This window comes from Pseudomonas sp. HD6515 (assembly GCF_024971855.1).
Taxonomy (GTDB): Bacteria; Pseudomonadota; Gammaproteobacteria; order Pseudomonadales; family Pseudomonadaceae; genus Aquipseudomonas; species Aquipseudomonas alloputida.
This window is the reverse complement of record NZ_CP079827.1, coordinates 5,417,623-5,437,509: the sequence shown is the minus strand read 5'-3', so window position 1 is coordinate 5,437,509 and position 19,887 is coordinate 5,417,623. Positions and strand designations below refer to the sequence as shown.

18 protein-coding genes are annotated in these 19,887 nt (G+C 61.5%); 12 read left to right on the top strand and 6 right to left on the bottom strand.

The genetic code is table 11. The features are described 5' to 3' along the window. Positions 1 to 32 precede the first annotated feature (32 nt). Entirely contained in the window at positions 33 to 1,178 is a 1,146-nt protein-coding gene (lldD, locus tag KW568_RS25145) for an FMN-dependent L-lactate dehydrogenase LldD (protein ID WP_003249907.1), read from the bottom strand. A gap of 62 nt (positions 1,179 to 1,240) precedes the next feature. After that, complete coding sequence (locus KW568_RS25140; protein WP_003249910.1) at positions 1,241 to 2,911, bottom strand: lactate permease LctP family transporter; 1,671 nt, start codon at positions 2,909 to 2,911, stop codon at positions 1,241 to 1,243. Between the two features lie 256 nt (positions 2,912 to 3,167). On the opposite strand from KW568_RS25140, the gene KW568_RS25135 reads away from it, so the two are divergent. After that, the gene (locus tag KW568_RS25135) at positions 3,168 to 3,935 is read left to right on the top strand and encodes an FCD domain-containing protein (RefSeq protein ID WP_003249911.1); all 768 of its coding nucleotides are present in this window, start codon (positions 3,168 to 3,170) and stop codon (positions 3,933 to 3,935) included. Positions 3,936 to 4,098: 163 nt separating this feature from the next. Here KW568_RS25135 and smpB read toward each other — a convergent pair whose 3' ends face one another. After that, on the bottom strand, positions 4,099 to 4,581 hold the full coding sequence (gene smpB / locus KW568_RS25130; RefSeq protein WP_003249914.1) for an SsrA-binding protein SmpB: 483 nt from the start codon (positions 4,579 to 4,581) through the stop codon (positions 4,099 to 4,101). 163 nt (positions 4,582 to 4,744) lie between these two features. Here smpB and KW568_RS25125 point away from each other — a divergent pair, with 163 nt between their 5' ends. Then, positions 4,745 to 5,179 (top strand): type II toxin-antitoxin system RatA family toxin, encoded by a 435-nt coding sequence (locus tag KW568_RS25125; protein ID WP_003249916.1) that lies wholly within the window; start codon positions 4,745 to 4,747, stop codon positions 5,177 to 5,179. A gap of 63 nt (positions 5,180 to 5,242) precedes the next feature. On the opposite strand, the gene KW568_RS25120 is transcribed toward KW568_RS25125, so the two are convergent. Further along, complete coding sequence (locus KW568_RS25120; RefSeq protein WP_003249918.1) at positions 5,243 to 5,779, bottom strand: outer membrane protein assembly factor BamE; 537 nt, start codon at positions 5,777 to 5,779, stop codon at positions 5,243 to 5,245. Between the two features lie 97 nt (positions 5,780 to 5,876). Here KW568_RS25120 and fur point away from each other — a divergent pair, with 97 nt between their 5' ends. Further along, complete coding sequence (gene fur, locus KW568_RS25115) at positions 5,877 to 6,281, top strand: ferric iron uptake transcriptional regulator (RefSeq protein WP_003249922.1); 405 nt, start codon at positions 5,877 to 5,879, stop codon at positions 6,279 to 6,281. Positions 6,282 to 6,470: 189 nt separating this feature from the next. Here the strand turns inward: fur and recN are convergent, their stop codons facing one another. Next, positions 6,471 to 8,144: a DNA repair protein RecN gene (gene recN / locus KW568_RS25110; protein ID WP_004575778.1), complete on the bottom strand. Its 1,674-nt coding sequence runs from the start codon at positions 8,142 to 8,144 to the stop codon at positions 6,471 to 6,473. Positions 8,145 to 8,336: 192 nt separating this feature from the next. On the opposite strand from recN, the gene grpE reads away from it, so the two are divergent. The 8 genes from grpE to KW568_RS25070 all read left to right on the top strand — a co-directional run bounded on the left by grpE (position 8,337) and on the right by KW568_RS25070 (position 18,696). After that, a complete protein-coding gene (grpE, locus tag KW568_RS25105; protein WP_003249927.1) occupies positions 8,337 to 8,894 on the top strand; it encodes a nucleotide exchange factor GrpE in 558 nt (185 codons plus the stop codon). Positions 8,895 to 8,995: 101 nt separating this feature from the next. Next, positions 8,996 to 10,921 carry a molecular chaperone DnaK gene (gene dnaK, locus KW568_RS25100; RefSeq protein WP_003249929.1) on the top strand — a complete coding sequence of 642 codons (1,926 nt, stop codon included), beginning with the start codon at positions 8,996 to 8,998 and terminating at the stop codon, positions 10,919 to 10,921. A gap of 198 nt (positions 10,922 to 11,119) precedes the next feature. Further along, positions 11,120 to 12,244: a molecular chaperone DnaJ gene (dnaJ, locus tag KW568_RS25095; protein WP_003249931.1), complete on the top strand. Its 1,125-nt coding sequence runs from the start codon at positions 11,120 to 11,122 to the stop codon at positions 12,242 to 12,244. 13 nt (positions 12,245 to 12,257) lie between these two features. Further along, positions 12,258 to 13,061 carry a 4-hydroxy-tetrahydrodipicolinate reductase gene (gene dapB / locus KW568_RS25090; protein ID WP_003249933.1) on the top strand — a complete coding sequence of 268 codons (804 nt, stop codon included), beginning with the start codon at positions 12,258 to 12,260 and terminating at the stop codon, positions 13,059 to 13,061. A 265-nt stretch (positions 13,062 to 13,326) separates the two neighbouring features. Further along, positions 13,327 to 14,463, top strand: coding sequence for a glutamine-hydrolyzing carbamoyl-phosphate synthase small subunit (carA, locus tag KW568_RS25085; RefSeq protein ID WP_003249935.1), 1,137 nt, complete (start codon positions 13,327 to 13,329; stop codon positions 14,461 to 14,463). A gap of 105 nt (positions 14,464 to 14,568) precedes the next feature. Further along, the gene (carB, locus tag KW568_RS25080) at positions 14,569 to 17,790 is read left to right on the top strand and encodes a carbamoyl-phosphate synthase large subunit (RefSeq protein WP_003249937.1); all 3,222 of its coding nucleotides are present in this window, start codon (positions 14,569 to 14,571) and stop codon (positions 17,788 to 17,790) included. A gap of 2 nt (positions 17,791 to 17,792) precedes the next feature. Further along, positions 17,793 to 18,269 (top strand): transcription elongation factor GreA, encoded by a 477-nt coding sequence (gene greA / locus KW568_RS25075; RefSeq protein ID WP_024717413.1) that lies wholly within the window; start codon positions 17,793 to 17,795, stop codon positions 18,267 to 18,269. Next, positions 18,247 to 18,696 carry a hypothetical protein gene (locus KW568_RS25070; protein WP_012053750.1) on the top strand — a complete coding sequence of 150 codons (450 nt, stop codon included), beginning with the start codon at positions 18,247 to 18,249 and terminating at the stop codon, positions 18,694 to 18,696. The genes greA and KW568_RS25070 overlap by 23 nt, the downstream gene beginning before the upstream one ends. Before the next feature lie 12 nt (positions 18,697 to 18,708). On the opposite strand, the gene yhbY is transcribed toward KW568_RS25070, so the two are convergent. Next, positions 18,709 to 19,017 (bottom strand): ribosome assembly RNA-binding protein YhbY, encoded by a 309-nt coding sequence (gene yhbY, locus KW568_RS25065; protein WP_003249945.1) that lies wholly within the window; start codon positions 19,015 to 19,017, stop codon positions 18,709 to 18,711. Between the two features lie 102 nt (positions 19,018 to 19,119). Between yhbY and rlmE the strand changes: the two genes are divergently transcribed. Further along, positions 19,120 to 19,743, top strand: coding sequence for a 23S rRNA (uridine(2552)-2'-O)-methyltransferase RlmE (gene rlmE, locus KW568_RS25060; RefSeq protein ID WP_003249947.1), 624 nt, complete (start codon positions 19,120 to 19,122; stop codon positions 19,741 to 19,743). Positions 19,744 to 19,887 lie beyond the last annotated feature (144 nt).

Below are 19,887 nucleotides of genomic sequence, written 5' to 3'. Positions count from 1 at the left end.
CGGGTCATTCAGGCGGTGGTTCTTGCAGGCGTTCAGGCGCCCAGTTCGCGTACCAGCGAGTCGCGGGTGATCTCGCTGATCGACTTGGCACCGGTCAGCACCATGGCCACGCGCATTTCCTTTTCGAACAGCTCAAGCAGGTTTTTCACACCGGCCTGGCCATGCACGGCAAGGGCGTAGAGGAAGGCACGGCCGATCAGTACGGTGTCGGCACCCAGGGCGATCATGCGCACCACGTCCAGGCCACTGCGAATGCCCGAGTCGGCCAGAATCTTCAGGTCGCCTTTGACCGCGTCGGCAATGGCCGGCAGGGCACGGGCGCTGGACAGCACGCCGTCGAGCTGGCGGCCGCCGTGGTTGGACACCACGATACCGTCGGCACCGAACTTGACTGCATCGCGGGCGTCATCGGCATCGAGAATGCCCTTGATGATCATCGGGCCGTCCCAGAACTCGCGGATCCACTCCAGGTCTTTCCAGGAAATGGACGGGTCGAAGTTGTTGCCCAGCCAGCCTATGTAGTCGGCAAGGCCGGTGGGGTTGCCACGGTATTTGGAGATGTTGCCCAGGTCATGCGGGCGGCCCATCACGCCCACGTCCCATGCCCACTCGGGGTGGGTCATGGCTTGCAGCACGCGGCGCAGCGGGCCGTTCTTGCCGCTCATGCCAGAGTGGGCGTCGCGGTAGCGGGCACCGGGTACGGGCATGTCCACGGTGAACACCAGGGTCTTGACGCCGGCGGCCTTGGCCCGCTCCAGGGCATTACGCATGAAGCCGCGGTCCTTGAGCACATACAGCTGGAACCACATTGGCCGGTTGATGGCGGGCGCCACTTCTTCGATCGGGCACACCGACACGGTCGACATGGTGAACGGGATGCCATGGGCGGCGGCCGCGCGTGCGGCCTGCACTTCGCCACGGCGGGCGTACATGCCGGTGAGGCCGACCGGGGCCAGGGCCACCGGCATGCTCAGGGTTTCGTCGAACAGCTTGGTTTCCAGGCTGAGCTCGGACATGTTGTTCAGCACGCGCTGGCGCAGGGCGATGCCGGCCAGGTCCGAGACGTTGTGGCGCAGGGTGTGCTCGGCGTAGGCGCCGCCGTCAGCGTAGTGGAACAGGAAGGGGGGCAGCTTGCGTTGGGCCGCGGCGCGATAGTCGGTAGAGGCAGAAATGATCATGGATTCTCGCAGCGTTGCTTGTGGGAGTGCCGGGCGCGCGACGGCGCCCGGCCCCTTTCACTTTAGTGATGAACCAGCATGCCGGTCAGCCAGTAAGCCTGGATCAGGGTGATCAGGCCGACGATGGTGGCGAAGAACAGGCTGTGCTTGACGGTGAAGCGGAACAGGTCGGATTCCTTGCCGACCAGGCCGGTAGCGGCGCAGGCCACGGCGATCGATTGCGGCGAGATCATCTTGCCGGTTACGCCGCCGCTGGTGTTGGCTGCCACCAGCAGGGTGTCGTTGACCCCAATCTGGTGCGCGGTGGTGGCCTGCAGCGAGCTGAACAGGGCGTTGGACGAGGTGTCCGAGCCGGTCAGGAACACGCCCAGCCAGCCGAGGAACGGCGAGAAGAACGGGAACGCGGCGCCGGTACCGGCCAGCACCAGGGCCATGGTCGAGGACATGCCCGAGTAGTTGGTGACGAAGGCAAAAGCCAACACCATGCCGATCGACAGAATCGGCCAGCGCAGTTCCCAGAAGGTTTCTTTGAAAGTGGTAAGACCAGTTTTGAAGTTGATCTTCAGCACCGCCATCGAGATCAGCGCCGAAAGGAAGATCGCGGTGCCGGTGGCGGAGATCGGGTCGAGCTTGAACACCGCCGGCATGGCGGTCGGCGCGGCAACGATCGGTGCGGTCTTGATCACCAGCTGGTCGAGGTGCGGGATGGCGAAGTTGAACACGAAGTTGTACATCGCGCCGCCCGGAGCGAAAGCCGCCTTGAACGGCTTCAGGGTCCAGATGGTGACCAGCACGGTGAGGATCAGGAACGGCGACCAGGCCTTGAAGATCTCGCCAAAGCTGTACGGGCTAGGCTGGCTGCCGCTTGGCTGCACAACGGCTGCGCCGACACTGCCTTTGGCCTCGCTGAACGCACGCTTGGGCTGCCAGACTTTCAGGAACAGGGTGAGGCAGATCAGGCTGGCCAGTGCCGAGGTGATGTCTGGCAGTTCCGGGCCGATGAAGTTCGAGGTGAAGTACTGGGTGACGGCAAAGCTCAGGCCGGCGACCAGGGCGGCAGGCCAGGTTTCCTTCACGCCACGCAGGCCGTCCATCATGAACACCAGCCAGAACGGCACGAACAGCGACAGCAGCGGCAGCTGGCGGCCGGTCATGGCGCCGATGTGGAAGGCGTCGATACCGGTGACCTGGCCGGCCACGATGATCGGGATGCCCAAGGCGCCGAAGGCGACTGGCGCGGTGTTGGCGATCAGGCACAGGCCGGCAGCGTACAGCGGGTTGAAGCCCAGGCCCACCAGCAGTGCGGCAGTGATGGCCACCGGTGCGCCAAAGCCTGCCGCACCTTCCAGGAAGGCACCGAAGCAGAAGCCGATCAGCAGTACTTGCAGGCGCTGGTCGTCGGTAATCGACAGCACCGAGCTGCGGATTACTTCGAACTGGCCGCTCTTGACCGTGAGTTTGTACAGGAACACCGCGGCAACGATGATCCAGGCAATTGGCCAGAGGCCATAGAGGAAGCCGTAACCTGCGGCGGCGAGGGCCATGTCGACAGGCATCTGGAAGGCGAAGATCGCCACCAGGATCGACAGCGCGAGGGTGATGCTGCCCGCTACGTGGCCCTTGAGGCGGAACACGGCGAGGGCCAGGAAGAAGAACACGATAGGGATGACCGCCGCCAGTGCGGACAGGCCAAGACTACCAAGCGGGCTATAGAGTTGTTGCCAGGTTTGCATATGGGGTGGCCCCTAATTGTTGTTGGTCAGGCACTGGCATTGGATAATTGGTAAGACCAATTTACAATGGCTGGACGCTAGGTTAAAAGCGCTGCCGTGGGTGTGTCAATTTGTCCCGTGCAAAACTTTGGTCGCGTGCCGATGAGCGGGCGTCTGATGTGCTCGGAAAATCGCGGCTTGATGGGTGTTTGCGTGGCCTGGATCGGCGAGAATAGGCACCCCCTGAAATTTGCCGGGGGTTTGTGGAGAGCATGTGATGGTTTTTGATCAGGTACGCCAACGGCGCCTGTCCGACGACATTGTCGATCGGCTGGAAGGGATGATTCTGGAAGGCACGCTGACCTCGGGGCAGCGGCTGCCGGCCGAGCGCGTCCTGGCCGAGCAGTTTGGTGTGTCCCGCCCGTCACTGCGTGAGGCGATCCAGAAGCTGGTGGCCAAGGGGCTGCTGGTCAGCCGTCAGGGCGGGGGCAATTTTGTGGCGGAGTCGTTGGGGTCCACCTTCAGCGACCCGTTGCTGCAGTTGCTCGAGCACAGTGCCGAAGCGCAGCGTGACCTGCTCGAGTTCCGCCATACCCTGGAGGCGTCCTGCGCCTATTACGCTGCCCAGCGTGCCACCGAGCCGGACCGGGCACGGTTGAAGGCGGCCTTCGATACGCTGCAGGACTGCTATGCCAGGGTCGATGAGGTGACCCGTGCGGAAGAGGGCGCGGCTGATGCGCGCTTCCACCTGGCGATCGCCGAGGCCAGCCATAACGCGGTGTTGCTGCACACCATCCGGGGTTTGTTCGACCTGCTCAAACGCAACGTGGTGACCAACATCGGCGGCATGTACCAGCAGCGTACCGAAACCCGGGACATGCTGATCAGTCAGCACCGGGAACTGTACCTGGCGATTGTCGAGGGCAGGGCGGAAGATGCGCGAGAGGTGTCCAGCCGGCACATTTTGTATGTGCAGGAGGTGCTGCATGAGGCGCACGAAGAAGCGCAGCGGGTGGCACGGGCGGAGCGACGCAGCGGGCGCTGAGAGCACGTTCTTTGTGCTGTAACGCGGGGCCTGTGGGAGCGGCCTTGCGTCGCGAAAGGGTCGCAGAGCGGCCCCAGGATCGGCGTCGATGCGCAGATTGCTGGGGCTGCTTCGCAGTCCTTTCGCGACACAAGGCCGCTCCCATAGCGGCCAGGCAGGCTGGTTACTCTTCCTTGCCCTTGTTCCGCACAGCCCGCTGCAGCTCGCGGTTGGAATCGCGTTCGCGCATGGTGTCGCGCTTGTCGAATTCCTTCTTGCCCTTGCCCAGTGCGATTTCGCACTTGATCAGGTGCTTGCTCCAGTACAGCGCCAAAGCCACACAGGTGTAGCCTTTTTGCGCCACAGCCGCTTCCACGCGCTCGAGCTCGCGCTTGTTCAGCAGCAGCTTGCGGGTGCGTGTAGGGTCGGCGATGACGTGGGTGCTGGCCGTGGTCAGCGGGGTGATGTGGCTGCCGAACAGCCAGGCCTCACCGTCCTTGAGCAGCACGTAGCTGTCAGTCAGGTGCGCCTTGCCGGCTCGCAGGCTTTTTACTTCCCAGCCGGACAGGACCAGCCCGGCCTCGAACTTGTGTTCGATGAAGTAATCGTGTCGCGCTTTCTTGTTTTGCGCGATGGTCCCGGTCGGATGTTTTTTTTGCTTAGCCATAGGGGCGGCATTATAGGCAAGTCCGCGCGTCGTCCGCTATGGGATTTCGGTGTGCTTGAGCCACTGGAATGAATACCGGACAATACAAACCCTGTCATACGCACAGAACCTGTTTTCGGCACGCTGCGAAGCGCCGCCACCCAGCCTTGGAAGTGACGCCTGGATGACTACCCATATTCAACGCTCCGCCCTGCTGCCATACCCCGCCCAGGCGCTTTACGATCTGGTCAACGATGTGGCCAGCTACCCTGAGTTTTTGCCGTGGTGCTCGGCCTCGACGGTGATTGAAACCAGCGATACACACATGCGTGCCAAGCTCGAAGTGGCCAAGGGGGGCATGAGCCAGCACTTCGTGACGCGTAACGTGCTGGTGCCGGGGCAGTCCATCGAGATGAACCTCGAAGAAGGGCCGTTCACCCAGCTGCATGGTGTTTGGGTGTTCAAGCCGCTGGGTGAAAAAGCCTGCAAGATCAGCCTGGACCTGTCCTTCGATTACGCCGGGCCGATTGTGCGCGCCACGTTGGGCCCGCTATTCAATCAGGCGGCGAATACGCTGGTCGATGCGTTCTGCCAGCGTGCCAAGCAATTGAATGCCTGACGGATAAGGCGCAAACAAAAAGCCCGGACCAAGTCCGGGCTTTTTTGCATCTGCTGTTCCCGCTTAGCGGGTTTCCAGCGGTGCGGGGGTCGGGACCGGGGTGGTCTCGATGGTGTCGATCTCGCGCTGGATGGACTCTTCGGTCGAACCAGGCTTGGCCGGTTTTTCTACAGGTTGCGCTGCCGGCTGTTCGGCCTGGCCTGGCTCGGTGGCCGGGCTGACGGTGGTGTCGCTGCTGCCACCGAGGATTTCCTGATCGCGGCTGACGCCTGGCATGAAGTCGCCAGACAGGCTGACCAGTTGATCGCTTTCGTTGAAAAATACACTCATGCGTTCTTGCTGGCGCTTACCGCCACCAGGCTGCAGGCTGTACAGGTAATCCCAACGATTGGTGTTGAAAGTGTCCTGAATCAGCGGGTTGCCCATGATAAACCTTACTTGCCGGCGGGTCATTCCCGGGCGTAATTGGTCTATCATGTCTTGCGTGACGACATTGCCCTGCTGGATGTCGATTTTGTAAACCCCGGGAAACGAGCAACCGGCGAGTGCGAGCAGTCCCACTAGGGTGAGGCTGGTTAGCAAGAGCTTGGTGTTTTGCATCGGTGGGCGACTTCCACTATCTTGGCTGGACAACGTAAACCCCGATCATACCCGTATTAAGAGAAGCTGCGAAGCAGCATCGGCGAGAAAGCTGACCATGGTTGAAAATAGCGAATTGCGCAAAGCCGGCCTCAAGGTGACCCTGCCTCGAGTCAAGATCCTTCAGATGCTCGACTCTACCGAGCAGCGTCACATGAGTGCAGAGGATGTCTACAAGGCGCTGATGGAGGCTGGCGAGGATGTAGGCCTGGCCACCGTCTATCGCGTGCTGACCCAGTTCGAGGCGGCGGGTCTGGTGGTTCGCCACAACTTCGACGGCGGTCATGCAGTGTTCGAGCTGGCTGATGGCGGTCACCACGACCACATGGTGAACGTGGATACCAGTGAAGTCATCGAATTCATGGACGCCGAAATCGAGAAGCGCCAGCGCGAAATCGTGGCCGAGCATGGCTTCGAGCTGGTGGACCACAATCTGGTCCTGTACGTGCGTAAGAAGAAGTAACGATTTTTCGTTATGGATAGCAAAGGCGACCTTCGGGTCGCCTTTGTGCTTTCTGGGGCTGAAAGATGTGTTGTCCGTGCCGGCCTCTTCGCGGGCGCGCCCGCTCCCACAGGTACACCTCAGGTTTCAGATCCTGTGATCACCCTGTGGGAGCGGGCGTGCCCGCGAATCGTCTTGGAAAAGAAGGGCTCAGGCCTTGCCGCTCACCACCATCTTGCGTGCATGGGCCAGGGACTCCTTGGTCAGGTCGATCCCGCCGAGCATCCGCGCCACTTCTTCCACGCGCTCACGCTTGCCCAGGCTAGCCACGGCGGTGTGGGTGGTGTCGCTGTTGCGCACCTTGTGCACGAACAAATGGTGATGCCCCTGCGCCGCCACCTGCGGCAGGTGGGTCACGGTCAGTACCTGGCCGCGCTCGCCCAGGCGCCGCAGCAGTTGGCCGACGATTTCTGCCGTTGGCCCGCCAATACCCACGTCGACTTCGTCGAACACCAGGGTAGGAATGCGCGAGGTCTGCGCGGTAATGACCTGGATCGCCAGGCTGATACGTGACAGTTCACCGCCCGACGCCACCTTCGCCAGGCCCTTGAGCGGCTGGCCAGGGTTGGCACTGACCAGCAGTTCGATCTGCTCCAGGCCATGGGGTGACAGTTCGGCGCCTTCGTTCGCTGTCAGTTCGATGCAGAAGCGCCCGCCAGGCATGCCCAGGCGCTGTATTTCCTGCTCCACCGCGCCTGCCAGCTGCTGCGCTGCTTGCTGGCGCAGGCCGCTGAGTTCGCGCGCCTTCTCTTTATAGTGCTGGGCGTAGGCGGCAAGCTCTTCGCCCAGCCGCTCGATCGACTCGTCACTGGCGTTAAGGCCTTCCAGCTCCTCCATCAGTTGCTGTTGCAGGTGGGGCAGCTCGGTGGGATGCACCCGGTGTTTGCGCGCCAGGGTGTAGATGGTGTCCAGGCGCTCTTCCAGGGCTTGCAGGCGCATCGGGTCGGCGTCGAAGTTGTCGAGGAAGCGGTTGAGTTCGCCCACGGCTTCCTCGACCTGAATCTGCGCGCTGGCGATCAGGTTGGCCGCTTCGTTCAGTGCCTTGGGCGAGTTGGTGGCGGCACCCAGGCGGTTGAGGCTGGAGGTGAGGGCGCTGAGCACATTGCCCGAATCACTCTCGCTGCACTGGTCGATGACCTGGCGGCAGATGCCGAACAGGGCTTCGGCGCTGGTCAGGTTCTTGTGTTCCTGCTCCAACTGCTCCAGTTCGTGCTCGCCCAGGCCGAGGTTGTCCAGTTCTTCCAGTTGGTAACTGAGCAACTGGTGGCGGGCCCGCTGCTCGTCGCCCGAGTTGGACAGGCGCTCCAGCTCCAGGCGGGTCTGGTTCCAGCGCTTGGCTGCAAGCTGTACCTGGCGGGCCAGGTCGACGGCGCCGGCATACTCGTCAAGCAGGCGGCGGTGGGTGTCGGTCTTGAGCAGGGACTGGTGCTCGTGCTGGCTGTGGATATCGATCAGCAGTTCGCCCAGCGCCTTGAGGTCGCCGAGCGGGCAGGGCGTGCCGTTGATGTAGCCGCGGCTGCGGCCTTCGGCGGTGATCACCCGGCGCAAGATGCACAGGCCTTCGTTGTCCAGGTCGCGCTCGGCCAGCCAGGTGTGCGCTTCGGGAATGTCCACCAGGTCGAAGGTGGCCAGGATGTCCGCCTTGTCGGTGCCGGGGCGCACCACCCCGCTGTCGGCACGGTCGCCCAGGGCAAGGCCGAGGGCGTCGAGCATGATCGATTTGCCGGCACCGGTCTCGCCGGTGATGACGGACATGCCACGGGCGATTTCGAGGTCGAGGTGCTCGACGATGGCGTAGTTGTGAATGGACAGGTGCACCAGCATGGGGGCGGCTCCCGGAAATCAGGTCTGGTTATTTATACAGTACTTTTTTCAGGCCTGCCAATGCCCCTTCGCAGATTCTGTTGCAGCCTCGAAAACCACCTTGCCCCTTGAACCTGGTTTTTCCGGCCCCATATAGCCGACATCCAAGGCGAGCCTGGCTCGCAGTCCACAAAATTGCGCAGGAGAGACCCCATGGCTGATGAGCAGCTGAACGAGAAAGACCTTAACGTGGAAGAAACCGGTGCAGGCAATGCAGCTGATACCCGTGTTCTGGAGCTCGAGGAACAGCTGGCCGCAGCCAAGGACCAGGCGCTGCGCGCCGTTGCCGACCTGCAGAACGTACGCCGTCGTGCCGAGCAGGATGTTGAGAAAGCCCACAAGTTCGCCCTGGAGAAGTTCTCCGGCGACTTGCTGCCGGTGATCGACAGCCTGGAGCTGGCCCTGGCTCACTCCAGTGCCGACGATGAGCACGTCAAGCAGATCCGCGAAGGTGTCGAGCTGACCCTGAAGATGTTCCAGGACACCCTCAAGCGCTACAACCTTGAAGCTGTCGACCCGCACGGCCAGCCGTTCAACCCTGAGCACCACCAGGCCATGGCCATGCAGGAAAACGCCGAGGTCGAGCCAAACAGCGTGCTGAACGTGTTCCAGAAGGGTTACCTGCTGAACGGCCGCCTGCTGCGCCCCGCCATGGTGGTGGTCAGCAAGGCGCCGAGCGCGGCGCAACCCTCGATCAATGAAAAGGCTTGAAATCCTTCGGGGCATCCCCATCTAGGTGTCAAGCCTTCAAGTATTACCGCAGTTGGCCAAAGTAGTCGCTGCTACCAAATTCAAGTTTCGGGAGAGTTAACATGGGTAAAATCATCGGTATCGACCTGGGGACCACTAACTCGTGCGTCTCCATTCTGGAAAACGGTAACGTCAAAGTCATCGAAAACGCCGAAGGTGCGCGTACTACCCCTTCGATCGTGGCCTACGCCAACGATGGCGAAATCCTGGTTGGCCAGTCGGCCAAGCGCCAGGCTGTCACCAACCCGCACAACACCCTGTTCGCAGTGAAGCGCCTGATTGGCCGCCGCTTCGAAGAAGATGTCGTGCAGAAAGACATCAAGCTGGTGCCGTACAAGATCGTCAAGGCGAACAACGGTGACGCCTGGGTCGAGGCTGCTGGCAAGGAAATGGCTCCGCCGCAGATCAGCGCCGAAGTCCTGAAGAAAATGAAGAAGACCGCCGAAGACTACCTCGGCGAGCCAGTCACCGAAGCGGTCATCACCGTTCCGGCCTACTTCAACGACAGCCAGCGTCAGGCGACCAAAGACGCCGGCCGCATCGCTGGCCTGGACGTAAAACGCATCATCAACGAGCCGACTGCCGCTGCACTGGCTTACGGCATGGACAAGGCCAAGGGCGACCACACCGTCATCGTTTATGACCTGGGTGGTGGTACCTTCGACGTTTCGGTCATCGAAATCGCCGAAGTCGACGGTGAGCACCAGTTCGAAGTACTGGCTACCAACGGCGACACCTTCCTGGGTGGCGAAGACTTCGACATGCGCCTGATCGACTACCTTGTCGACGAGTTCAAGAAAGAGTCGGGCATGGACCTGAAGAACGATCCTCTGGCCCTGCAGCGCCTGAAAGAAGCCGCAGAAAAAGCCAAGATCGAGCTGTCGTCCGCTCAGTCGACCGACGTCAACCTGCCGTACATCACTGCAGATGCCACCGGTCCTAAGCACCTGAACGTGAAGATCTCCCGCGCCAAGCTGGAGTCGCTGGTCGAAGACCTGGTCAAGCGTACCATCGAGCCTTGCCGCATCGCCCTGAAAGACGCCGGCATCGACGCCAGCAAGATCGACGACGTGATCCTGGTCGGCGGTCAGACCCGCATGCCGCTGGTGCAGAAAGAAGTGGCCGACTTCTTCGGTAAAGAAGCGCGCAAGGACGTCAACCCGGACGAAGCCGTCGCCATGGGTGCTGCCATCCAGGGTGCGGTACTGGCCGGTGACGTAAAAGACGTACTGCTGCTGGACGTCAGCCCGCTGACCCTGGGTATCGAAACCATGGGCGGCGTGATGACCGCGCTGATCGAGAAGAACACCACCATTCCGACCAAGAAGTCGCAGGTGTTCTCGACTGCCGACGACAACCAGGGCGCCGTGACCATTCACGTGCTGCAAGGTGAGCGTAAGCAGGCTGCGCAGAACAAGTCGCTGGGCAAGTTCGACCTGGCTGACATTCCGCCAGCACCGCGTGGCGTTCCGCAAATCGAAGTAACCTTCGACATCGACGCCAACGGCATCCTGCACGTAGGTGCGAAAGACAAGGCCACCGGCAAGACTCAGTCGATCGTGATCAAGGCCAACTCCGGCCTGTCGGACGAAGAGATCGAGCGCATGGTGCGTGACGCCGAGGCCAACGCCGAGGAAGACCGCAAGTTCGAAGAGCTGGCTGCTGCCCGTAACCAGGGTGACGCGCTGGTGCACTCGACCCGCAAGATGGTCGCTGACGCAGGTGACAAGGTTACCGCTGAAGAGAAAACCGCCATCGAGGCCGCCGTTGTTGCCCTGGAAGCCGCTGTCAAAGGCGACGACAAGGCTGCCATCGACGCCAAGGTTGAAGAGCTGTCCAAGGTCTCTGCCCCGGTTGCCCAGAAGATGTACGCCGAGCAGTCGGCTGAACAGCCTCAGGGTGGCGCGCAGCAGGCCGAGCCGGAAGCCAAGCACGATGACGTGGTTGACGCCGAGTTCGAAGAAGTGAAAGACAACAACAAGCAGTAATCCCTGCATGTTGTCGGCCGGTTCACCGTCGTTTGCCGGTGAGCTGGTAGGATGTCGCCGCGCGGGGGCTTGCTCCCGCGTTGGCGTATCTGGAATTCGAGAATTTTTACAGCATCTGTCAGCGGCTCTTAATGGGTAGCAGGCGGGTGCTGATGGCGTGGCGCAGATGCCACACGCCCAACAAGGTGCAAATGACCTATGTCCAAGCGTGATTATTATGAGGTCCTGGGTGTCGAGCGCGGCGCCACTGAAGCGGACCTCAAGAAGGCTTACCGCCGTTTGGCGATGAAGTACCACCCGGACCGCAACCCGGGCGATAAAGAATCGGAAGACAAGTTCAAGGAGGCCAACGAGGCCTACGAAGTGCTGTCAGACGCGAGCAAGCGTGCGGCCTTCGACCAGTATGGCCATGCGGGTGTCGACCCAAGCATGGGTGGCGGTGGTGCCGGCTTTGGTGGTGCCAATTTCTCCGATATCTTCGGCGATGTGTTCAGCGATTTCTTCGGCGGCGGCCGCGGTGGTGGTCGAGGCGGTGCTCAGCGCGGTAGCGACCTGCGCTACACCCTGGAGCTGAACCTGGAAGAAGCGGTGCGTGGCACCACGGTCAGCATCCGCGTGCCTACCCTGGTCAACTGCCAGCCTTGCGACGGTTCCGGTGCCAAGAAGGGCTCGACCCCGTCGACCTGCCCGACCTGCGGTGGTATCGGCCAGGTGCGCATGCAGCAAGGCTTCTTCTCGGTGCAGCAAACCTGCCCGCGCTGCCATGGCCAAGGCAAGATCATTACCGACCCGTGCACTTCGTGCCATGGTGAAGGGCGTGTCGAGGAATACAAGACGCTGTCGGTCAAGGTGCCGGCAGGTGTCGATACCGGCGACCGCATCCGTCTGTCGGGTGAGGGCGAGGCCGGTACTCATGGTGGCCCGACTGGCGACCTGTACGTGGTGATCAGCGTGCGTGAGCACGAGATTTTCCAGCGTGATGGCAAGCATTTGTACTGTGAAGTGCCGATCAGCTACACCGATGCTGCCCTGGGCGGCGAGCTGGAAGTGCCGACCCTGGATGGTCGCGTGAAGCTGAAGATTCCGGAAGGCACCCAGACCGGTAAGCAGTTCCGTCTGCGTGGCAAGGGTGTTGCCCCGGTGCGTGGTGGTGGTGCGGGTGACCTGCTGTGCCGTGTGGCCGTAGAAACCCCGGTCAATCTCAGTCGCCGTCAGCGTGAGCTGCTCGAAGAGCTGCGTGATTCGCTGGAAGGTGACAGTTCCCACTCGCCCAAGGCCAGCGGCTGGTTCGATGGTGTGAAGCGCTTCTTCGGCGATCTCTGACAAGGAACAGGTTATGCGACGTATTGCAGTGATGGGTGCGGCGGGGCGGATGGGCAAAACCCTCATCGAAGCCGTGCAACAAACCCCGGGCGCGGGGCTGACTGCGGCGATCGATCGCCCAGACAGCTCGTTGGTCGGGGCTGATGCCGGAGAGCTGGCGGCACTTGGCCGAATTGGCGTGCTGTTGTCCGACGACCTGGCCAAGGTTGCCGACGAGTTCGATGTGCTGATCGATTTCACTCACCCCTCGGTGACCCTGAAAAACCTCGCGTTCTGCCGCAAGCATGGCAAGGCGATGATCATCGGCACGACCGGTTTTACAGTCGAAGAGAAGCAGCTGTTGGCTGAGGCTGGCAAGGACATTCCGATCGTGTTCGCCGCCAACTTCAGCGTGGGTGTCAACCTTAGCCTCAAGCTGCTGGATATGGCTGCGCGGGTGCTGGGCGATGATGTCGATATCGAAATCATCGAGGCGCACCACCGGCACAAGGTCGATGCGCCGTCGGGTACTGCACTGCGCATGGGTGAAGTGGTTGCCAATGCGCTGGGCCGTGATCTGCAGGAAGTGGCCGTGTATGGCCGTGAAGGGCAAACCGGCGCGCGTGATCGCAAGACCATCGGTTTCGCTACCGTGCGTGCCGGCGATGTGGTGGGCGATCACACCGTGTTGTTCGCTGCCGAAGGCGAGCGCCTGGAAATCACCCACAAGGCCTCCAGCCGCATGACCTTCGCCAAGGGTGCCGTGCGTGCGGCGCTGTGGCTGGATGGGCGCGAGCCGGGGCTGTACGACATGCAGGATGTGCTTGAGCTGCGTTAAGCCGTTCTATCGGCAGTGGCTTCTGCGCGGGCAAGCTCGCGAAGAAGCCACTGCCGATGTCAGTCTGTCGCAATCATGTGTTTTAGAGACACATCCACGGTAGACCGAAAACACACTTTTCTGTAAGCTACAGCTTTAGTGTGTCCACTAAAAGCGCGCAGCGAATTGAATTCAGCACATGAAAGCGGGGTGACGTGTCCATACGTCACTCCGCTTTTTTGCAACCTGCGATCGCCCTTTCATGCTTGATTTACGGGAGGTCTTCTTGACAAAGCCAGCCATACTCGCCCTTGCCGACGGCAGTATTTTCCGCGGTGAAGCCATCGGTGCCGACGGTCAGACCGTTGGTGAGGTGGTATTCAACACCGCTATGACCGGCTACCAGGAAATCCTTACAGACCCTTCCTACGCGCAGCAAATCGTTACCCTGACCTACCCGCACATCGGCAACACCGGTACTACCCCGGAAGACGCCGAGTCGAACCGCGTCTGGTCCGCTGGCCTGGTCATCCGTGACCTGCCGCTGCTGGCCAGTAACTGGCGTAATACCCAGTCGCTGCCTGAGTACCTCAAGGCTAACAACGTCGTTGCCATTGCCGGCATCGACACCCGTCGCCTGACCCGTATCCTGCGTGAAAAGGGCGCCCAGAACGGCTGCATTCTGGCAGGTGACAACATCAGCGAAGAAGCGGCCATCGCCGCTGCCCGCGGCTTCCCGGGCCTGAAGGGCATGGACCTGGCCAAGGTCGTCTCCACCAAGGAACGTTACGAGTGGCGCTCCAGTGTGTGGGAGCTGAAAACCGACAGCCACCCGACCATCGACGCTGCCGACCTGCCGTACCACGTGGTTGCCTTCGACTATGGCGTCAAGCTGAACATCCTGCGCATGCTGGTGGCCCGCGGCTGCCGCGTGACCGTGGTGCCAGCCCAGACCCCGGCCAGCGAAGTGCTGGCACTCAACCCGGACGGCGTGTTCCTGTCCAACGGCCCGGGTGACCCTGAGCCGTGCGACTACGCGATCCAGGCGATCAAGGAAATCCTCGAAACCGAGATCCCGGTATTCGGCATCTGCCTCGGCCACCAGCTGCTGGCCCTGGCTTCCGGCGCCAAGACCGTGAAAATGGGCCACGGCCACCACGGTGCCAACCACCCGGTCCAGGACCTGGATACCGGTGTGGTCATGATCACCAGCCAGAACCACGGCTTCGCCGTTGACGAGGCGACCCTGCCGGGTAACGTTCGCGCCATTCACAAGTCGCTGTTCGACGGCACCCTGCAGGGTATCGAGCGTACCGACAAGAGCGCGTTCAGCTTCCAGGGCCACCCTGAAGCGAGCCCTGGCCCGACCGACGTCGCGCCTCTGTTCGATCGTTTCACCGATGCCATGGCCAAGCGCCGCTGAGCATCCTGCTTCAAGGCCCCGGGCCGGCACCTGCCGCGCCCGGCAGCGCCTGACCCAGATTGTTCAAAGCGGCTTGCCGACTGACCCCGGATTTGAGTGACCACCATGCCAAAACGTACAGACATCAAAAGCATCCTGATTCTCGGCGCTGGCCCGATCGTGATCGGCCAGGCCTGCGAATTCGACTACTCCGGCGCGCAGGCCTGTAAAGCCCTGCGCGAGGAAGGTTTCCGCGTCATCCTGGTGAACTCCAACCCAGCCACCATCATGACCGACCCGGCCATGGCCGACGCCACCTACATCGAGCCGATCAAGTGGCAATCGGTGGCCAAGATCATCGAGAAAGAGCGCCCGGACGCCGTCCTGCCGACCATGGGTGGCCAGACCGCCCTGAACTGCGCCCTGGACCTGGAGCGCCACGGCGTTCTGGAAAAGTTCGGCGTAGAGATGATCGGTGCCAACGCTGACACCATCGACAAGGCCGAAGACCGCTCGCGCTTCGACAAGGCCATGAAGGACATCGGCCTGGAGTGCCCGCGCTCCGGTATCGCCCACAGCATGGAAGAGGCCAATGCGGTCCTCGAGAAGCTCGGCTTCCCATGCATCATTCGCCCGTCGTTCACCATGGGCGGCACCGGCGGCGGTATCGCTTACAACCGTGAAGAGTTCGAAGAAATCTGCACCCGTGGTCTGGACCTGTCGCCGACCAAAGAGCTGCTGATCGACGAATCGCTGATCGGCTGGAAGGAATACGAGATGGAGGTGGTCCGCGACAAGAAGGACAACTGCATCATCGTCTGCTCGATCGAGAACTTCGACCCGATGGGTGTGCACACCGGTGACTCGATCACTGTTGCCCCGGCACAGACCCTGACCGACAAGGAATACCAGATCATGCGCAACGCCTCGCTGGCGGTGCTGCGTGAAATCGGTGTGGAAACCGGCGGCTCCAACGTCCAGTTCGGCATTTGCCCGAACACCGGCCGCATGGTCGTCATCGAGATGAACCCGCGCGTATCGCGTTCGTCCGCCCTGGCCTCCAAGGCCACCGGCTTCCCGATCGCCAAGATCGCCGCCAAGCTGGCCATTGGTTACACCCTCGACGAGCTGCAGAACGACATCACTGGCGGTCGCACCCCTGCGTCCTTCGAGCCGTCGATCGACTACGTCGTCACCAAGCTGCCACGCTTCGCCTTCGAGAAATTCCCGAAAGCCGACGCCCGCCTGACCACCCAGATGAAATCCGTGGGTGAAGTCATGGCCATCGGCCGTACTTTCCAGGAATCCCTGCAGAAAGCCCTGCGCGGCCTGGAAGTCGGCGCCTGCGGCCTCGACCCGAAAGTCGACCTGGCCAGCCCGGAAGCCGCCAGCATCCTCAAGCGCGAACTGACCGTGCCGGGTGCCGAGCGTATCTGGTACGTGGCTGACGCCATGCGTTCGGGCATGACCTGCGAAGAAATCTTCAATCTGACCGGCATCGACATGTGGTTCCTGGTGCAGATGGAAGACCTGATCAAGGAAGAAGAGAAGGTCAAGACCCTGGCCCTGTCGGCAATCGACAAGGACTACATGCTGCGCCTCAAGCGCAAGGGCTTCTCGGACCAGCGTCTGGCAGTACTGCTGGGCATTACCGACAAGAACCTGCGTCGCCACCGCCACAAGCTGGAAGTGTTCCCGGTGTACAAGCGCGTCGACACCTGCGCCGCCGAGTTCGCCACCGACACCGCCTACCTGTACTCCACCTACGAGGAAGAGTGCGAGGCCAACCCGTCGACCCGCGACAAGATCATGATCCTGGGTGGCGGCCCGAACCGTATCGGCCAAGGTATCGAGTTCGACTACTGCTGCGTACACGCCGCCCTGGCGCTGCGTGACGACGGTTACGAGACCATCATGGTCAACTGCAACCCGGAAACCGTCTCCACCGACTACGACACTTCCGACCGCCTGTACTTCGAGCCGCTGACCCTGGAAGACGTGCTGGAAGTCTGCCGCGTCGAGAAGCCGAAGGGCGTGATCGTTCACTACGGCGGCCAGACCCCGCTGAAGCTGGCCCGCGCTCTGGAAGAAGCTGGCGTGCCGATCATCGGTACCAGCCCTGACGCCATCGACCGCGCCGAAGACCGTGAGCGCTTCCAGCAGATGGTTCAGCGCCTGAACCTGCTGCAGCCGCCAAACGCTACCGTGCGCAGCGAAGAAGAGGCTATCCGTGCTGCGGGCAGCATCGGCTACCCGCTGGTCGTGCGTCCGTCCTACGTACTGGGCGGCCGTGCCATGGAGATCGTCTACGAGCTGGACGAGCTCAAGCGCTACCTGCGTGAAGCGGTGCAAGTGTCGAATGACAGCCCGGTACTGCTCGACCACTTCCTCAACTGCGCCATCGAGATGGACGTGGATGCGGTGTGCGACGGCACCGACGTGGTCATCGGCGCGATCATGCAGCACATCGAGCAGGCCGGCGTACACTCCGGCGACTCGGCGTGCTCGCTGCCACCTTACTCGCTGAGCAAGGAAGTGCAGGACGAAGTCCGCGTTCAGGTCAAGAAAATGGCGCTGGAGCTGGGCGTGGTCGGCCTGATGAACGTGCAGCTGGCCCTGCAGGGCGACAAGATCTACGTGATCGAAGTCAACCCGCGTGCCTCGCGTACCGTACCGTTCGTGTCCAAGTGCATCGGCACGTCCCTGGCGATGATCGCGGCGCGCGTCATGGCGGGTAAAACCCTGAAAGAGCTGGGCTTCACCCAGGAAATCATCCCGAACTTCTACAGCGTGAAGGAAGCCGTCTTCCCGTTCGCCAAGTTCCCAGGGGTTGACCCGATCCTCGGCCCTGAGATGAAATCGACCGGTGAAGTCATGGGTGTCGGTGACAGCTTCGGTGAAGCCTTCGCCAAAGCCCAGATGGGTGCCAGCGAAGTGCTGCCGACGGGCGGTACCGCGTTCATCAGCGTACGCGACGACGACAAGCCACAAGTGGCCGGCGTTGCCCGCGACCTGATCGCCCTGGGCTTCGAAGTGGTTGCCACTGCCGGCACCGCCAAGGTTATCGAGGCGGCTGGCCTGAAAGTGCGCCGTGTGAACAAAGTGACCGAAGGTCGCCCTCACGTGGTCGACATGATCAAGAACGACGAAGTGTCGCTGATCATCAATACCACCGAAGGTCGCCAGTCGATCGCCGACTCCTACTCGATTCGTCGCAATGCGCTGCAGCACAAGATTTACTGCACCACTACCATTGCGGCTGGTGAAGCCATCTGCGAAGCGCTGAAATTCGGTCCGGAAAAGACCGTTCGTCGCTTGCAGGATCTGCATGCAGGACTGAAAGCATGAGCATTACCAAATACCCGATGACCGTCCAGGGCGCTCGCGCCCTGGAAGAAGAGCACCTGTTCCTGAGCAAGACCGAGCGTCCGCGCCTGAGTCAGGCCATTGGTGAAGCGCGTGAGCTGGGTGACCTCAAGGAAAACGCCGAATACCATGCCGCCCGTGAGGAGCAGGGCATGGTCGAAGCGCGTATCCGTGATATCGAAGGCCGTCTGCAGAATTCGGTGGTCATCGATGTGACCACCATCCCTCACACCGGCAAGGTGATTTTCGGTACCACCGTGGTACTGGCCAACACCGAAACCGATGAAGAGGTGACCTACCAGATCGTTGGTGAGGATGAAGCTGACGTGAAGCAGGGCAAGCTGTCGAGCGGTGCACCCATTGCCCGTGCCATCATCGGCAAGGAAGAAGGTGATACTGTCGTCGTCAAGACGCCTAGTGGCACGGTCGAGTACGAGATTGTCGAAGTCAAGCACATCTGACCGACGCCTGCGGGCGCCGTCCCTTGAGGGGATCCTCTGGCAACTGGCCCAGGTTTTCTGGGTCGGTGGCCTGTGGGTGTTCCATGTAGGGCTGGTGCCTGCGCTCAAGGTCAGTGGCCTGGCCCCGCTGCTGGTGCAGGATATCGCCGGGCAGATCGACCGCTGGTTGATCGGCGTGGCGTTGCTTGGCTTGTTGACTCAGCTGGCAGTGCTGGCGAGGGTGGACGGCCTGGCGGCCTGGTGGCGGCAGTTCCGCGGACAGATGCTGTTGCTCGGCTTTGGTGCCTGCGTGGGGTATTACACCTTGCGCTACGGTATTTCCGTGGGCGAGCGCTGGCAGATGTTCTGCTTCCTGGTGCTGGGCTTTTCCGGCATCGTGCTGGTGGCCCAGCCGGTACCGGTCAGGGCGCGTTCACCGCGCCACTGATCGGAGCCACCGTTACTTGTAACGGTGGATGTTGGACAGCTGTTTGTTCGGCTGTGGGTTCTTGCGGTAGATCAGGGCTTTCTTGCCGATGGTCTGCACCAGCTCGGCACGGCCGGCCTTGCACAGCTCGGCGATGGTTTCGGCGCGTTCCTCGCGGTCTTCCGAGCGAATTTCGACCTTGATCAGCTCATGGTCGACCAGTGCGCGCTCCAGTTCGGCGATCACGCCTTCATTCAAACCGTTGCCAGCAACGATCAGGACCGGCTTCAGGTCATGACCAATGGACTTGTATTGCTTCTTCTGCTCGTTATTGAGCGGCATAATCTGACCCTTTCCGTCTGATTCTGTAAAATTGACCGGCATTTTACCCGAGGGCCACCGGCTCCGCCCAGTCAATCACGACGCATATCATCGAGGTGCCCCGTGGTACAACGTTCCAAAAGCAGCGCAAACTGGCTGCGAGAGCATTTCAACGACCCTTTTGTGAAGCAGGCGCAGAAGGATGGGTATCGCTCGCGTGCGAGCTACAAACTGCTGGAGATCCAGGAGAAGGACCGCCTTATCCGCCCAGGCATGAGCGTGATCGACCTCGGCGCGGCCCCTGGTGGCTGGTCCCAGGTGACCAGTCGTCTGATTGGTGGCCAGGGTCGCCTGATCGCTTCCGACATTCTGGAAATGGACTCGATCGCCGACGTGACCTTCATTCAAGGTGACTTCACCCACGATGAAGTGCTGCAGCGCATTCTCGAAGCGGTGGGCGATTCGCATGTGGACCTTGTGATTTCCGACATGGCCCCCAATATGAGTGGTACGCCCGCGGTGGACATTCCGCGTGCCATGTTCCTCTGCGAGCTGGCCCTCGATCTGGCGACCCGCGTACTCAAGCCCGGGGGCGACTTCCTGATCAAGATTTTCCAGGGCGAAGGTTTTGACGTGTACCTGAAGGATGTGCGCAGCAAGTTCGACAAGGTGCAAATGCGCAAGCCATCGTCGTCACGGGACCGTTCCCGCGAGCAATACCTGTTGGGCAGGGGCTTCAAAGGGTAATGAAAGGTGTGAAGCGGGGTGGTCGATAGTTAATTCCAATCGGCCACTGCGTCAGGATCGTCCGAACTTCGTGTAGTCTAGCTTTCACAAAGGGTTACAGACGGTGCCTGCGGCTGCGTAGGTAATGTAGTAAGTTAGGGCGAT